Source organism: Pseudarthrobacter sp. ATCC 49987 (genome assembly GCF_009928425.1).
GTDB lineage: Bacteria > Actinomycetota > Actinomycetes > Actinomycetales > Micrococcaceae > Arthrobacter.
In genome coordinates, this window is sequence record NZ_JAABNS010000001.1 from 337,564 (window position 1) to 352,536 (window position 14,973).

A 14,973-nucleotide genomic window follows, 5' to 3' on the forward strand; every position below is an offset into this window, starting at 1 on the left:
GCTACTTCTTGAGCAGCCGCACGTGGTCCGGCGTCAGCTCCGAGATCCGGCTGACGCCCAGCAGGGCCATGGTGCGGAGCATGTCCTTTTCCAGGATCTCGATGGCCCGGTCCACGCCGGCCCGTCCGCCGGCCATCAGCCCGTAGAGGTAGGCGCGGCCGATCAGCGTGAAGTCGGCGCCCAGGGCCAGGGCCGCGATGATGTCCGCGCCGCCCATGATGCCGGTGTCCAGGATGATGGCCGCGTCGCTGTTGTCCGCCTTGAGCGCCGCCGAGACCTCCGGGAGCAGGTGGAACGGAATCGGGGCGCGGTCCAGCTGGCGTCCGCCGTGGTTGGACAGCACCACACCGTCGGCGCCGTGGTCGACCACTTTGCGGGCGTCCTCGACGGTCTGGATGCCCTTGACGACGAGCTTGCCTTTCCACGTGTCCCGCAGCCAGTCGAGGTCCTCGAACGTGAGCGTCGGGTCAAACATGGAGTTGATCAGGTCCGCCACGGTTCCGGTGTAGCGCGAGAGCGAGGCGAAGGTCAGTGGCTCGTGGGTGAGGAAGTTGAACCACCACGCCGGCCGGTAGGAGGCGTCCAGGACGGTCTTGAGCGTCAGGGCCGGCGGGATGGTCATGCCGTTGCGGACGTCGCGGAGCCTGGCCCCGGCGACGGCGGTGTCCACGGTGACCATGAGGGTGTCGTTGCCTGCCTTGGCCGCGCGCTCGATCAGCTCCAGCGAGCGGTCCCGGTCCGTCCACAGGTAGAGCTGGAACCAGTTCCGGCCGTCCGGGGCGGCAGCGGCCACGTCCTCGATGGAGGCCGTGCCCATCGTGGAAAGCGTGTACGGGATGCCGGCGGCCGCAGCGGCCTGGGAGCCGGCGTATTCGCCCTCGGACTGCATCATCCGGGTGAAGCCCGTGGGCGCGATGCCCACCGGCAGCCGGGAGGGCTTGCCCAGGATCTGCGTGCCGAGGTCCACCCGGGAGACATCGCGCAGGATGCCGGGGCGGAACTCGATGTCCAGGAAGGCCTGGCGGGCGCGTCGCAGCGTGATCTCGGCTTCGGCTGCGCCGTCGGTGTAGTCGAACGGTGCCTGCGGTGTGCGGCGCTTTGCCATGTCCCGGAGGTCCCAGATGGTGCTGGCCTGGCGCAGCCTGGCGGCCCGGCTGAATTCGGGCTTTTTGAACTGCATCAGCGGGGCGAGGTCCGAGTACTTGGGGACGCGGCGCTTGAGGGCTGCGGGAATGATCCCCGGGGTGGCCGCGGCGGGGCGGGTGCCCGCGCCGGTGTCTTCTGGCTGGGTGGGCGACTCGGGGTTGCCGGGCTCGATTGTCTGCGTCATTGCTGCCTCCGGGCAGGGTCTCGTGTTCCTGGATGTCGGGATCCCCGCCGGGCTGCAACCTAAAGCTCAGCCACCGGGGAGTGTGGTCCAACCACAGTGTAGGCGTGTGGTCCAACCACATCAAGTAGGATTGGACCATGCGTACCCACCAGCTTGTCCTGCAGTGGATCGAGGGCCAGCTCTCCAGCGGCCAGCTTGCCCTGGGTGGACGGCTCCCGGCCGAGCGGACTCTCGCCGAGCAGCTCCAGGTCTCCCGGACGTCCGTGCGCGAGGCCATTCGGGTCCTTGAGGCCATGGGAGTGCTCCGGGCGGGGGTGGGCTCGGGCCCGGAGGCGGGGACCGTCGTCATCGCCGACCCGACCGCGGCGCTGGGCTCAGCGCTTCGGCTGCACGTCGCCACCTCGCACCTGCCCGTCAAGGACATCGTGGAGACGCGCGTGCTGCTGGAATCCTGGGCCGCTTCCCGGGCAAGCCCGGAGTCGCCGGCGCTCGCCGAGGCGGCCCGGCTGCTGGAGCACATGGACACCTGCGCCGAGACGGAGAAGTTCCTGGCCCTGGATGTGCGGTTCCACCTGGCGCTGGCGGGTGCCGCGGGCAACGCCGTGGTCAGCGCCATGATGGGCTCACTGCGCGAAGCCATCCAGGACTATGCCGGCCGGCTGACCGGAAACCTCCCCGACTGGGACGCCACGGCGGCGCGGCTCCGTACCGAACACCGGGACATCCTGGCGGCCATCACCAGCGGCGACGGCGGCCGCGCGGCGCAACTCGTTGCCGACCACATCGAGGGCTACTACGCGGAGGCCGGCGTGGGGTCCGGGGCCTGATCCTACACCTGGTCACCCGGCTAATACTTCAGCTGATCCGTCGCCCAGAGCCGGATTGTTACGTCCCGGATTTTGCCGCGGCTGCGGTCCGCGGGCTATCGTCGAGCTATGACTAACCGTTGGTATGCGTATTTTTCGTTGGCTCTGGAGGGGCCCGCGTCTAACTGACACGCATCCAACCTTCCTTCAGAGCCAACAGGGCAGAGATCATTCTCTGCCCTTCGCCATTTCACGGCGGGTTCTGATCAGGGCCCGCTCCGCACCCCGGAACAGGACCCGCACATGAGCATCGAAGCAGCCCCCGAATCCCAGCAGTCCACCTCTAACCTGCGCGTCAGCGAGTTCACCCCGCTGCCGACCCCGCAGGACATCGCCGCGGAGCTGCCGCTGGACGCCGGCCTGGCCGACGTCGTGGCCCGGGGCCGGGACGAGGTCCGCGTCATCATGGACGGGGTCGATGACCGCTTGCTCGTCATTGTGGGCCCCTGCTCCATCCACGATCCCAAGGCCGGCCTCGAGTACGCCCGCCGGCTGGTCAGCCAGGCCGAAAAGCACAAGGAAGACCTGCTGATCGTGATGCGGGCCTACTTCGAAAAGCCACGCACCACGGTGGGCTGGAAAGGCCTGATCAACGATCCCCGGCTTGATGGCAGCCACGACATCGCTGCCGGGCTGCGTGCCTCGCGCCGCTTCCTGCAGCAGGTCACCGCGCTGGGCCTGCCCGCCGGCACCGAGTTCCTGGAACCCATCAGCCCGCAGTACATGGCGGACCTTGTCTCCTGGGGCGCCATCGGTGCCCGCACCACCGAAAGCCAGATCCACCGCCAGCTGGCGTCGGGCCTGTCCATGCCGATCGGGTTCAAGAACGGGACCGACGGCGACCTGCAGGTCGCGCTCGACGCGTGCAGCGCCGCCGGGGCAGCCCAGGCGTTCCTGGGGATCGACGGCGAGGGCCGGGCCGCCCTGGTCTCCACCGCAGGCAACCCTGACACGCACATCATCCTCCGCGGCGGCCGCAAAGGACCCAACTACTCCGCCCCCGACATCGAGGCCACCACCGCCAAGCTCGCCGCCAAGCAGCTCAACCCGCGGCTGATCGTTGATGCGAGCCACGCCAACAGTGGCAAGAACCACCACCGGCAGGCTGAAGTCGCCTTCGAAATCGGCGCCCAACTCGAGGGGGGCGGCAGCTCGGCGGGAGCCATCGCCGGCGTCATGCTGGAGAGCTTCCTCGTTGGCGGGGCGCAAAACCTCGATGTCGTCGAGCACGCCGCCGGATCGGACGAGCTCGTCTACGGCCAGAGCGTGACGGATGCCTGCATGGACTGGGATGTCACGGCATCGGTCCTGGCGCAGCTTGCGGCCTCCGCGCGCGTTCGCCGTACCCGCGGCTAAGAGCCCCGGCGGTCAGGCGGAGCCGGAGGAAATCCTGCCGGGAGGCCCGGAGATTCCCGCGTAGCTCTTTCACATTGGCACCATCAGCCCCTAGAGTATCTATCACATGGTTGTTTGATGGCTCAGCATCGGCACACCGCCATGTCGTTCAGATGGGGCTGCCGTTCGCTTGAGTAAAGGAATAGGGAAATGTCTTCGGAGGCTAACTTCTCCAATGCGCGCTTCTTGACCGTGGCTGAGGTCGCGGATGTGATGCGCGTGTCCAAAATGACCGTGTATCGTCTTGTTCATTCCGGCGAGATGCCGGCTGTCCGTTTCGGGCGCTCCTACCGGGTGCCGGAAACCGCCGTCGAGCAGTACCTCAAGGGTGCTGTAGTCGACGGGCACACGGAAACAGCCTGATTCTTCGCGTCTTGTACGCCGGAATAACAACCTGCAGGCGCCCAGCGCGGCCTGCGGTCGTGGTGTGCCCCCGTTAGGCGGTACCCTGTTAAGGAACGTTTTACGTCATTGTAAGAACCTGTCAGTTGTACAGTCTGCTGCTTAGCCCGCGGACCCTTTCCAACAGGCAGGTACTGCATCTAGCCGGTAAGGAACTTTCGTGGGTTCAGTTATTAAGAAGCGTCGCAAGCGTATGGCCAAGAAGAAGCACCGCAAGCTGCTTCGCAAGACGCGCCACCAGCGTCGCAATAAGAAGTAGAGATACTTCACATCATGTGAATGCCCGTTGCCTTCCAGGCAGCGGGCATTTTCTTTGGCTTCGCGGCGGGTGCGGACGCGCGTGCGGGCGAGTGACGCGCATTCCGGCGGGCGACGCTCCTTCGGACGGGCCACGCGCTTTCGGACCGTCGACTCGCGTTTGCGCCGGCGCTACGCGGATCCGCGTAGCGCTTGGCAGGAAGCGTAGCGCCCGGCCGAAAGCGCAGCGGAAAGAGGCTGGCCGGGCAGGCTGGCTGGGGGCGGGTTAGACCGTGGGCCGCGGAAGCGGGAGAAGCCTCGATAGAGGCCGTCGATCGCCCCTCCGACCGTGGCGGCCTTGAGGCCCAGGATTGCCGCGCGGCGTCCGGAACGGAAATCGTAGACCGGTCAGTTGTGATCACGGGCGCCGCACCAGCTTCGGAAGGCCGACGGCGGAGAGCTGAGGCGGGCGACGCGCTTTCGGACAGTCGACTCGCGTTTGGGCCGGCGCTACGCGGATCCGCGTAGCGCTTGGCAGGAAGCGTAGCGCCCGGCTGAACGCGTAGCGGAAAGAGGCAGGCGCGCTGGGGTGCGGGTCAGACCGTGGGGCCGCGGAAGCGGGAGAAGCCCCGCCAGAGGCCGTAGATCGCCCCTCCGACGGTGGCGGCCTTGAGGCCCAGGGTTGCCGCGCGGCGTCCGGAACGGAAATCGTAGACCGGCCAGTTGTGATCACGGGCGTGGCGGCGGAGCCGGGAGTCGGGGTTGATGGCCACGGGATGTCCCACCATGCTCAGCAGCGGGATGTCGTTGTGCGAATCGCTATACGCCCAGCACCGCGCCAGGTCCAGTCCCTCGGCCTCGGCCACGGCGGTGACCGCCACGGCCTTGGCGGGGCCGTGCAGGATCTCGCCGACCAGCCGTCCGGTGTAGGAACCATCCATTATTTCGCCCACCGTGCCGAGGGCGCCGGTGAGGCCCAGCCTCGTGGAGATCACCGAGGCCACCTCGATCGGCGTGGCGGTCACGAGCCAGACCTTACGGCCCACCCGGAGGTGCTGCTCGGCCAGCGCCTTGGCCCCCGGCCAGATCCGGGATTCAATCATTTCGTCATAGACTTCTTCGCCGAGGGCCTCGATGTCCTCAACGGTGATACCGGAGGCGAGCGCCAGGGCGGTGTCGCGGACAGCGTGGACATCGTCCATGTTCTCCCCGCGGAGCACGAACATCAGTTGCTTCCAGGCGAACCCCGCCGCCTGTGGAATCGTGAAGGCCCCGCGCTGGTGCATCTTGCGGGCCACGTGGAATAGGCTGGCCCCGCGCATGAGGGTGTTGTCGACGTCGAAGAACGCGGCTTCGCCGTGCTGCGGTGCTGCAACAGGATCTGTGACCACAGCGGCGTACTTCTCTTCGGACATGCCACGAGTCTAGTCAACGCCGGAGCCAGTCCCGTCCCCCCGGGCCGCGGCGGCGCCCGGATGCTGCGGCGCGTCGACGCCGGAGCCAGTCCCGTCCCCCGGGCCGCGGCGGCGCCCGGATGCTGCGGCGCGTCGACGCCGGACGGGCCGCCGGGCTACCGTGGAACCATGCCCAGCCCCGACATCGTCCTCATCACCAAAGCTGACTGCCACCTCTGCTCGGCGGCGCGCGACGCCGTCGACCGCGTCACAAAGAACCTCGGGATCGGCTGGCGGGAGCAACCGGTGGACAACGACGTCGAACTGCGGGAACGCTTCGCCGAGGAGATTCCCGTGGTGCTGGTGGATGGCGTCCAGCGGGACTTTTGGAAGATCGACGAAGCCCGGCTGGAGCGGACGTTACGGCGGGCGCTGGGCCGGCAGGGCTGACCGGCCGGGGCTGTTGGAGGCGACTGCTTTGTCCGGCGAACTGCGGGGGCCCTAGAGTGGAAGTCACAACGCGACTCAATGGAGCAGATAGTGACTTCGCTGGACTCATCCCCCGACGCGATGCCGGGGGGATCCGGGACTGCCGCCAAGCAGATTCCGCCCGCGGCCGTGTCCCGGCTGACCATCTATCTGCGCGCCCTGACCACCCTGCTCGCCGAGGGTGTTGATCGGGTCTCGTCCGAATCCCTGGCCGAGGCCTCGGGCGTCAGCTCCTCGACTCTCCGCAAAGACCTTTCCTATGTGGGCTCCTACGGGACCCGTGGTGTCGGCTACGAAGTGCAGTACCTCAGCCGGCACATCGCCGCGGCGTTGGGCCTGACGCACGACTGGAAGGTCGCGATCGTCGGTGCCGGCAACCTGGGCAAGGCGCTGGCCCGGTACGGCGGCTTCGAATCCCGGGGCTTCGACATTGTCGCAATTTTCGATGCCGACCAGATGGTGGTCGGGAGCGAGGTGGGCTGGTTGCGTGTCAGCGATGCTGCCGACCTGGAACCGGTGCTGCAGCGGACGGGCGCCAACATGGTGGTACTCGCCCTGCCGGCTGCCGTGGCGCAGGACGTCTGCGACCGGGTGATTGCCGCCGGCGTGCGGAGCATCCTCAGTTTTGCCCCGGTGATGCTGCAGGTGCCGCCCGGGGTCAACCTGCGCAAGGTGGATATGGCCACCGAACTCCAGATCCTCGCCTATCACGCACAAAGGGCGCAGGACCCGGAGGATGCTGACTAGCTTTCAGTCAGCCCGTCCGGCTCCCGCGCCCTCTGCGCCGGTGCCTGGCTACTTGGTGTCGACCGTTAGTACGGTCGGCCCGGCTGTCCGTACGGGTTGGCGAACGGCTGCTGCTTGCTGAAGTACGGCGACGTTGCCGGCAGGTACAGCATCACAATGCCGGCGATGCCGAGGAGAACTGCCAGCGTGCCGAGGCTCAGCGGGTAGAGGCTGAAGATGGACAGGGCGGCGAAGACCGTGCCCAGGATCCGTGCCCAGTTCTTGCCTTTGCGCACGTTCAAGGCAACGAGGGCGTAGAGTCCGGCGCTGATCACAGCGAACACGACGATGCTCCCGACGAGGGCACCCCTGAGGTCCTCGAACCGTATTTCAGCACCGCTCGCGGCCATCTGCTGTTCGAACATGTCCCGCATGGCGGGGGAATCCAGCGTTCCGATCGCCAGCAGCAGCGAGATGACCCATACCGCGCCGGACGCAACGATGAGCCAAAAGGCCGTGTTCACCAGTTTGGGCATGCCGGGCGTGGCCTGCGGCTGCCCCGAGGGGTACTGGGCATAGGGGTACTGGGCATAGGGGGATTGGCCGTAGGCGGGCTGGTTGTACTGCGGCGGGTTCTGGCCGTACTGCGGAGGCTGGGGGGCCTGCTGCCCGTACTGCGGGGCGTTCTGGCCGTACTGCGGAGCCTGCTGCCCGTACGGCGGCGCGGACGGGGGCTGGCCGTACTGCGGTGCTCCCGGCGGCTGCTGGCCGTACTGCGGTGCGGAGGGCGGCTGCTCGCCGTACTGGGGTGCGTTCTGGCCGTAACGGGGTGCGGGCTGTGCGCCCGGCTCGGGGGAGTCCGGGTTCGACGGCGGGACTGGCGGGATGCTCATGGGCGTTCCTTTGCGTGGCGGTCTGGTTCGGATACCGGAAACAGATTCCTGCCCTGCCCCCAGCATGGTTTACTCCCACCGTACCGCGGGCCGGCGCGCGCGCGGATCATTCCGCAGGAGTATTCTCGGCGAACAAGGGGCGGGTGCCTGATGCTGCACAAGCGCAGGTCAGGCCCAGGTTGAACTTAGATCCGGCGCGGGGCGGGCGCGGATCAGCTGCGGCCCCGGAGCGAGGCGAACCACGCCTGGGAGTTGGGCATCCACATCAGTGCGGCGGCCGCCAGGCTGACGATGAAGCTCGGCCAGCTGCCTCCGCCCCGGCCTTCCGCCGCGCTGGTGTTGAGGACGGCAAGCAGCAGGGAAATGCCGGCAACTATTGTGAGGGCGAAGCGGGCCCACTCGCGGCCCTCCTTCATCTTCATGGCCAGGATGACCTGAGCCGCCGCAAGGGCCAGTGCCACCAGCACCAGCAGGAGCACCACGAACCCCAGGCCCGGAACGACGGCCAGGAGCACGAACGACCCAAAGAGGCCGATCACTCCGCCGAGCAAACCCAGCAGCCCGCCGATGAGCCAGATCCAGTAGGACACTTTCAGCTCGGTCGGCAGCCAGGTGACCGTGAACATGCCGGCGAATCCGCCGCGGGGCATCACGTCGTTGAAGTTTTGCGGCCGGTCCGTGGGCAGCTCAAAGCGGAATCCGCCGGGCTGGGGTGCCTGATGGCCGGGCGGCTGGTATCCCGGCGGCGGGGCCTGATAGCCCGGCAACTGGTAGCCGGGCAGGGGCGTGACTGGCGGCGGCTCGTAACCTGCCGGTGGAACATTGCCCGCCTGCGGGGGCTGGGCACCCGGCTGATGCGGTGGAGGTACCTCATTAGGGTTGCTCATGGCTCTCACTGTAGACCGCGAATGTGCCGGTATCGAGGGAATTTGAGCATGTTGCGGGGCATGTCGGGGTGGCCCCGGGCCCGCGCCTGGACGCGGCCCTGCAGGGCTCTGCTGAAGACGCATTTGCCGTGGCGGCAGCAGCTCCCGGTTAAACGCAAGACCCCGCTCCGTCACACGGACGGAACGGGGTGCCCGGCGCCGGAAGCCGCCGGCCGGGCCGGTCCTGGGGACCGGCCCGGCCAAGCGTTGCAGACTAGGCTGCGGGGGCGATGAAGGCCAGTTCGAGGTTGACGGCAACCTTGTCGCTGACGAGCACGCCGCCGGCTTCGAGGACTGCGTTCCAGGTCAGGCCGAAGTCCTTGCGGCTGATAGTGGTCTCAGCGGAGAGGCCTGCGCGGGTCATGCCGAACGGGTCGACGGCAACGCCGTTGAACTCGGTTTCGAGGGCCACCGGACGGGTAACGCCCTTGATGGTGAGCTCGCCCTGGAGCTCGTACGCGTCACCCTTGGGGACGATGCTGTTGGAAACGAAGGAGATTTCCGGGAACTTCTCGACGTCGAAGAAGTCTTCGCCGCGGACATGGCCGTCGCGGTTGGCGTCGCCGGAGTCGAAGCTCGCGGTCTTGATCGTGGCGTTGACCTTCGAGTCCGCGACGTTCTCGGCGAGGTCCAGGGTGGCTTCTGCATCCTTGAACTGGCCGCGGACCTTGCTGATGCCCGCGTGGCGGACGGTGAAGGCAATCTCACTGTGGGAGTTGTCGAGGGTCCAGGTGCCGGTGGTGACGTTGGCGGGAAGTGCCATGGTGTTGCTCCTTGAGTCGGGTGGGTCGTGCGGTGGGTCTGATCGTCAGTTGAAGCCTCATTTGTTGAAGTCTCAACCAACTGCTTCACCCAGTATAAACATGCATTTGCATCTTTTATTCCAACTCCGGGGAACATTTCTGAAAACTCTTGAGTTCTACTTCCTGTAGAAGATTTCGTCATTACCCTGCCCTTTGAGAAACTGGTACACATGCCCCAAGCCACTGTCCATTTGCTCCGCCACGGCGAGGTCTACAATCCCGATGGCGTCCTGTACGGCAGGCTGCCCGAATTCCACTTGTCCGAGCTCGGCCGGGAGATGGCCCGGACGCTGGCGGAGCACTTCAGCGCCCGGTCCGCGCAGGGAGCGAAGATCGTCCACCTCGCCGCCTCGCCGCTGACCCGCGCGCAGGAGACGGCGCAGCCCATCTCCGAGGCGCTCCACCTCGAGGTCACCACCGAGGACCGGATCATCGAGGCCGCCAATTACTTCGAGGGCCTCCACGTCGACAAGGCCGAGATCCTCAAGCCGAAGCACTGGCCCATGCTGCGCAACCCGTTCCGGCCCTCCTGGGGTGAGCCCTACAAGGACCAGGCCGCCCGGGTCATCGCCGCGGTTCAGGACGCCCGGCTGCGGGCCGTCGAACTCGGCGGCGAGGGCGCGGAGGCCATCCTTGTGAGCCATCAGCTGCCCATCTGGGCCACCCGGCTCAGCGCCGAGGGCAAGCCGCTGTGGCATGATCCGCGCAAACGCGAATGCACCCTCACCTCGGTCACCTCCCTGGTCTTCGACGACGACGGAACCCTCCTGCGGGTCGAGTACAGCGAGCCCGCAGCCGCCCTTCTTCCCGGTGCCTCCAGCACCCCCGGAGCTTGAGCATGACCAGAAACAAGGAAAACGCGTCACCCGTCTCACGCCGCAGCGTCCTGACCGCGGGCGGTGCGGCGCTCGCCGTCGTACTGGGTCTCTCCGGCTGCGCCCAGGAGGATGCCCTGGCCCAGCAGGCCAGGGCCGGCGACAACAAGAACTATGTGGCCGGCGACGGTTCGGTGACGGAATTCGCCGTGGCGGACCGCAAGAGCCCCATTGCCATCAAGGGCACGCTCTTCGACGGCACCGCGGTGACTGCCGAGGCTTTCCAGGGCCAGGTGACCGTACTCAACTTCTGGTTCGCGGCCTGCGCGCCGTGCCGGGTGGAGGCGCCCTCGCTGGAGGAGCTGCACCAGGAGTTCAAGAGCCAGGGTGTGCAGTTCTTCGGGGTCAATCTCCGGGACGAGAAGGCCACCGCAGAAGCATTCGACAAGACGTTCAACCTGACCTACCCAAGCTTCAATGACAAGGACGGCGCCGTGCTGCTGGCCGTGTCCGGCCTGGTTCCGCCGGGGGCCGTGCCCACCACCCTCGTGCTCGACAAGCAGGGCCGCGTGGCGTCCCGTGTCCTCGGCGAGATCCAGAAGGGCACCCTCAAGTCCCTCATCGCCGCTGCTGTGGCCGAGTAACGGACAGGCCAGCCACCGTGAACAGCCCCTTCGCCGAAGCCATCCTGAGCGGTTCGCTGCTGCTTGCCATCCCCGTGGCATTGCTCGCCGGCTTTGTCTCCTTCCTTTCGCCGTGCGTCCTTCCCCTCGTCCCGGGGTACCTGGGCTACGTCACGGGACTGACCGGCGTCGACCTCGAGAAGCAGAAGCGCGGCCGCATGCTGGCCGGGATCGGGCTCTTTGTCCTGGGCTTCTCGGTCATCTTTGTGTTGCTGGGCGGGGCATTCGGGCAACTGGGGACGCTGATCACCGGCTCGCAGAACGCCTGGATCACCCAGGTGCTGGGCATCCTCGTGATCATCATGGGTGTGGTGTTCATGGGTGGCTTCGGCTGGCTCCAGCGCGACGCCAAGATCCAGTCGAAGCCGCCCGCCGGGCTGTGGGGCGCGCCGTTGCTCGGCATCACCTTTGGCCTCGGCTGGGCACCCTGCATCGGCCCGACCTATTCCGCGGTCCAGCTGTTGAGCCTCTCTGGCGGATCCTCGGCGGCCAAGGGGGCGTTCCTGGCGTTTGTCTATAGCCTTGGCCTTGGCATTCCCTTCCTGCTGATCGCCCTGGCTGTACGCCGGGGCATCGGCGTGATGTCCTTCTTCCGCAAGCACCGCCTCGCCATCCAGCGCATTGGCGGCGGAATCCTGGTGGGGCTTGGACTGCTGATGGCCACCGGCGTGTGGGGAACCTGGGTTTCCGAGTTGCAGTACTGGTTCCAAACCGATGTGAAATTGCCGATCTGATGAGCGAGCGAGTGAACGTAGAGAAGAAGTCCCCGGCCCCCGGCACCACCCCTGGCGGCACCGACCCTGGCGGCACCGACCCCGGCAAGCCGGCCCAACCGGGCACGCCGGGCGGCAAGTCCCGCAAGTCCGGCAAGCCGGGCAGCAAGGCCGGCAAGCCGGGCAGCAAGGCCGGCAAGCCGGGCGGCAGGTCCGGCGCCGCCCGCCCTGTCCCCGCCGCAAAGGCTGAAGCTGTCCTTCCCACGCTTGGCCCGTTGGGCATGCTCCGCTGGGCCTGGACCCAGCTGACCAGCATGCGCACCGCGCTGTTCCTGCTGCTGATGCTGGCAGTGGCCGCGGTACCCGGCTCGCTCTTCCCGCAGCGGCCCGCCAACCCTTCGATCGTCACGCAGTACATCAAGGACCACCCGGACTACGGCAAGATCCTCGACTCGCTCCAGCTCTACGATGTGTACTCCTCGGCGTGGTTCTCCGCGATCTACATCCTGCTGTTCATCTCGCTGATCGGCTGTGTGGTCCCGCGCGCCATCGCGCACTACAAGGCCATGCGGTCCCAGCCGCCGCGGACGCCCGCACGGCTGTCGCGGCTGCCCGAATACGGCACGCTGGTGATTCCCGCCGACGCCGGGATCCCGGCGTCGCGCGCCATTACGGATGCCGCCGGGCTGCTGAAGAAGCGCGGCTACCGCGTCGACGTCCGCGACCGCGACGGTGCCCGGCCGTCGGTGGGCGCCGAGCGCGGCTTCCTGCGCGAGGTCGGCAATCTCCTCTTCCACACCTCGCTGATCGGTGTGCTGGTCTCGGTGGCGGTTGGCGGCCTGTTCGGCTACAGCGGGCAGCGGATCCTGGTGGAGGGCGACACCTTCGTGAACACGCTTGTCGGCTACGACCAGTTCACCCCGGGCACCAACTTCCAGAGCAGCCAGCTGCAGCCTTACTCGGTCCAGCTGGACAAGTTCCAGATCACCTTTGACCGGGAGTCCAAGGGCAAGTTCGGCCAGCCCATCGACTTCAAGGCCGATGTCACCACGAAGGAAACCCCGGACGCCCCGGCCAAAAAGGAGGTGCTGAAAGTCAACGACCCGCTCACCCTGGGCGGCACCAGCATGTACCTCACGGGCAACGGCTACGCCCCCGTCGTGACCGTCCGCGACGGCGCCGGGAACATCGCCATGCAGGGCCCGGTGGTGGCCAAGCTCCAGGGCGACAACTACTACTCCTCCGTGGTCATCAAGGTCCCGGACGCCAAGCCGGAGCAGCTCGCCTTCGCCGGCTTCTTCCTGCCTACGGCCTTCGTCACCGATGAGGGCGTCTCCTTCAGCGGCGATCCCGAGTTGTTCAACCCGCAGCTGACCCTGAACTCCTATTACGGGGACCTCGGCCTGGACGACGGAGCCCCGCAGAACGTCTTCGAACTCGACGTCAAGAAGCTGACCCCGCTCAACGCCAGGAACCTCGACACCAAGGGCATTGTCCTGACGCCGGGGGCCACCCATACCCTGCCGGACGGCAAGGGGACCATCAGCTTCGACGGCGTGAAGCGCTATGTCGGCGTCGATATCCACCACAACCCGGGCCAGCTCTACGCCCTGATCTTCGCGCTCCTGGCGGTAGCCGGCCTGGTCACCTCGCTGTACGTGAACCGCCGCCGCGTCTGGGTCCGGACCGGGTCCCACGAGGACGGCCGCACCATGGTCGAATACGGCCTCCTGGCCCGCGGCGAGGACCACCGGCTTGCCGGCGAGGCGACCGCGATCCGCAAACTGCTCACCGCCGCCTGGGATCTCGACGACGGCTCCCAGTCGGCTCCCAGCGGGAGGGCGGATAATGACCGGGCGGATACCATGCTGCCCGGTGCCGGTGCTGAGCAGGCCTCCCCGGACCACCCCGCAGCAGACTTCATCCAGTCCACAGCAGGCTCTTCCGAGTCAAAGAAGGATCAGTAATGTTCCCCATCAACGAAACCATGGGCCAGTACAGCGAGTTGTTCATGCTTCTCGCGGCCGGCACTTACACGGTGGCTTTTATCGCCTTCGCGTGGGACCTGGCCAAGAGCAGCAAAACGCTGCGCGCGGTGGACCTGAAGGCGGCCGAGCTGTCGGGTGCCGCGGCCGCCCGGGTTCCGGTCGCTGCCGGCGTCGGGGCCTCCAGCGGGGCTGTTGACCGGGCCGAGTCCGACGTTGCCGGACCGATCGGCCGGGCCGAGCGCCCGACGTCGTCCGTCGCGGGGGCTGTCGGCGGCAACGCGGCCGGCATCGGCCAGACCGCCGACGGCGCCATGCGCTACTCCGCCGAGCGCCGGACGCCCGCCCGGGTGGCCGTTGCCCTGACGGTGCTGGGTGTCGCCATCCACGCGGCCGGTGTCATTACCCGGGCCCTCGGCGCGGGCCGCGTGCCGTGGGGCAACATGTACGAGTTCCTCACCACCGGCGCATTTGTGGCCGTGGCCGTTTTCCTGCTGGTCCTCATCCGCCGCGACCTGCGCTTCCTGGGCACCTTCGTAGTGGGCCTGGCGATCATCATGCTGGTGGCTGCCTCGGTGGCCTACTGGACGCCGGTGGGACACCTCGTTCCCGCACTGCAGAGCTACTGGCTCATCATCCACGTCTCCATCGCCGTGATATCCTCCGCACTGTTCACCCTGACCTTCGCGATGTCCGCGCTGCAGCTGGTCCAGTCGCACCGGCAGAAGACCATCGCTGCCGGCGGCGGGGACAAGCTGGGCTTCATGCGCCTGGTGCCGTCCGCGCTGAGCCTCGAAAACCTTTCCTACCGGATCAACGCCATCGCGTTCGTCGGCTGGACCTTCACGCTCATGTTCGGCGCCATCTGGGCCGAGAAAGCCTGGGGCCGGTTCTGGGGCTGGGACACCAAGGAAGTCTGGACCTTCGTGATCTGGGTTGTCTACGCCGGATACCTGCACGCCCGCGCCACCCGGGGCTGGACCGGCACCCGCGCGGCCTGGCTGTCGATCGTCGGCTACCTCTGCGTGGTGTTCAACTTCACCATCGTGAACCAGTTCTTCAACGGCCTGCACTCCTACTCGGGGCTGTAGCCCGCACCACCTCCGTCGATTCGCCACAAGTGGCCGCTAAGCAACCCGCTTAGCGGCCATTTGCGTCGGATGGGTATCCCGGTGCCGGGGGAGCTTCGCCCGGATGCCAGGGTAGGCCCGACCCGGCGTTCTTTTCAGGGCTGCGCGGGCCCACCACACTTCATCGAGTTGCCACGAACGGCCGTTATGCCACCCCGTTCAGCGCCCATTCACCACAAGTGGCCG

At 67.2% G+C, this 14,973-nt stretch carries 16 protein-coding genes and 1 pseudogene; 11 read left to right on the top strand and 6 right to left on the bottom strand.

Annotation, left to right across the window (positions count from 1 at the left end):
• Position 1: 1 nt before the first annotated feature.
• On the bottom strand, positions 2-1,330 hold the full coding sequence (locus tag GXK59_RS01600; RefSeq protein WP_272927699.1) for an alpha-hydroxy acid oxidase: 1,329 nt from the start codon (positions 1,328-1,330) through the stop codon (positions 2-4).
• Positions 1,331-1,467: 137 nt separating this feature from the next.
• Between GXK59_RS01600 and GXK59_RS01605 the strand changes: the two genes are divergently transcribed.
• The 4 genes from GXK59_RS01605 to GXK59_RS01620 all read left to right on the top strand — a co-directional run bounded on the left by GXK59_RS01605 (position 1,468) and on the right by GXK59_RS01620 (position 4,252).
• Positions 1,468-2,157, top strand: a complete 690-nt coding sequence (locus GXK59_RS01605; protein WP_160663829.1) for a FadR/GntR family transcriptional regulator — start codon at positions 1,468-1,470, stop codon at positions 2,155-2,157.
• A 282-nt stretch (positions 2,158-2,439) separates the two neighbouring features.
• A complete protein-coding gene (locus tag GXK59_RS01610) occupies positions 2,440-3,552 on the top strand; it encodes a 3-deoxy-7-phosphoheptulonate synthase (protein WP_160663831.1) in 1,113 nt (370 codons plus the stop codon).
• A 189-nt stretch (positions 3,553-3,741) separates the two neighbouring features.
• The gene (locus tag GXK59_RS01615) at positions 3,742-3,954 is read left to right on the top strand and encodes a helix-turn-helix domain-containing protein (protein WP_024365616.1); all 213 of its coding nucleotides are present in this window, start codon (positions 3,742-3,744) and stop codon (positions 3,952-3,954) included.
• A gap of 199 nt (positions 3,955-4,153) precedes the next feature.
• Entirely contained in the window at positions 4,154-4,252 is a 99-nt protein-coding gene (locus tag GXK59_RS01620) for a 30S ribosomal protein bS22 (protein WP_003792170.1), read from the top strand.
• 269 nt (positions 4,253-4,521) lie between these two features.
• On the opposite strand, the pseudogene GXK59_RS20550 reads toward GXK59_RS01620, so the two are convergent.
• Positions 4,522-4,638, bottom strand: a pseudogene (locus GXK59_RS20550) (HAD-IB family hydrolase); the annotation flags it as partial.
• Positions 4,639-4,826: 188 nt separating this feature from the next.
• The gene (locus GXK59_RS01625; RefSeq protein ID WP_160663833.1) at positions 4,827-5,645 is read right to left on the bottom strand and encodes an HAD family hydrolase; all 819 of its coding nucleotides are present in this window, start codon (positions 5,643-5,645) and stop codon (positions 4,827-4,829) included.
• Between the two features lie 168 nt (positions 5,646-5,813).
• Between GXK59_RS01625 and GXK59_RS01630 the strand changes: the two genes are divergently transcribed.
• Positions 5,814-6,074 carry a glutaredoxin family protein gene (locus tag GXK59_RS01630; RefSeq protein WP_160663835.1) on the top strand — a complete coding sequence of 87 codons (261 nt, stop codon included), beginning with the start codon at positions 5,814-5,816 and terminating at the stop codon, positions 6,072-6,074.
• A gap of 90 nt (positions 6,075-6,164) precedes the next feature.
• Positions 6,165-6,860, top strand: coding sequence for a redox-sensing transcriptional repressor Rex (locus GXK59_RS01635; protein WP_160663837.1), 696 nt, complete (start codon positions 6,165-6,167; stop codon positions 6,858-6,860).
• Positions 6,861-6,925: 65 nt separating this feature from the next.
• Here GXK59_RS01635 and GXK59_RS01640 read toward each other — a convergent pair whose 3' ends face one another.
• The 3 genes from GXK59_RS01640 to GXK59_RS01650 all read right to left on the bottom strand — a co-directional run bounded on the left by GXK59_RS01640 (position 6,926) and on the right by GXK59_RS01650 (position 9,421).
• Positions 6,926-7,732: a hypothetical protein gene (locus GXK59_RS01640; protein WP_160663838.1), complete on the bottom strand. Its 807-nt coding sequence runs from the start codon at positions 7,730-7,732 to the stop codon at positions 6,926-6,928.
• Between the two features lie 212 nt (positions 7,733-7,944).
• Positions 7,945-8,619, bottom strand: a complete 675-nt coding sequence (locus GXK59_RS20555; protein WP_237393742.1) for a hypothetical protein — start codon at positions 8,617-8,619, stop codon at positions 7,945-7,947.
• A 253-nt stretch (positions 8,620-8,872) separates the two neighbouring features.
• Positions 8,873-9,421 carry a YceI family protein gene (locus GXK59_RS01650; RefSeq protein ID WP_160663840.1) on the bottom strand — a complete coding sequence of 183 codons (549 nt, stop codon included), beginning with the start codon at positions 9,419-9,421 and terminating at the stop codon, positions 8,873-8,875.
• A 210-nt stretch (positions 9,422-9,631) separates the two neighbouring features.
• On the opposite strand from GXK59_RS01650, the gene GXK59_RS01655 reads away from it, so the two are divergent.
• From GXK59_RS01655 to ccsB, 5 genes are all read left to right on the top strand, one after another.
• Positions 9,632-10,297 carry a histidine phosphatase family protein gene (locus GXK59_RS01655; protein WP_160663842.1) on the top strand — a complete coding sequence of 222 codons (666 nt, stop codon included), beginning with the start codon at positions 9,632-9,634 and terminating at the stop codon, positions 10,295-10,297.
• A 2-nt stretch (positions 10,298-10,299) separates the two neighbouring features.
• Positions 10,300-10,920 (top strand): TlpA family protein disulfide reductase, encoded by a 621-nt coding sequence (locus GXK59_RS01660; protein WP_160663844.1) that lies wholly within the window; start codon positions 10,300-10,302, stop codon positions 10,918-10,920.
• Between the two features lie 17 nt (positions 10,921-10,937).
• Positions 10,938-11,693, top strand: a complete 756-nt coding sequence (locus tag GXK59_RS01665) for a cytochrome c biogenesis CcdA family protein (RefSeq protein ID WP_160663846.1) — start codon at positions 10,938-10,940, stop codon at positions 11,691-11,693.
• A gap of 260 nt (positions 11,694-11,953) precedes the next feature.
• Positions 11,954-13,639, top strand: coding sequence for a cytochrome c biogenesis protein ResB (gene resB / locus GXK59_RS01670; RefSeq protein WP_160668930.1), 1,686 nt, complete (start codon positions 11,954-11,956; stop codon positions 13,637-13,639).
• A complete protein-coding gene (gene ccsB / locus GXK59_RS01675) occupies positions 13,639-14,748 on the top strand; it encodes a c-type cytochrome biogenesis protein CcsB (protein ID WP_160663848.1) in 1,110 nt (369 codons plus the stop codon). The genes resB and ccsB overlap by 1 nt, the downstream gene beginning before the upstream one ends.
• Positions 14,749-14,973: the final 225 nt, after the last annotated feature.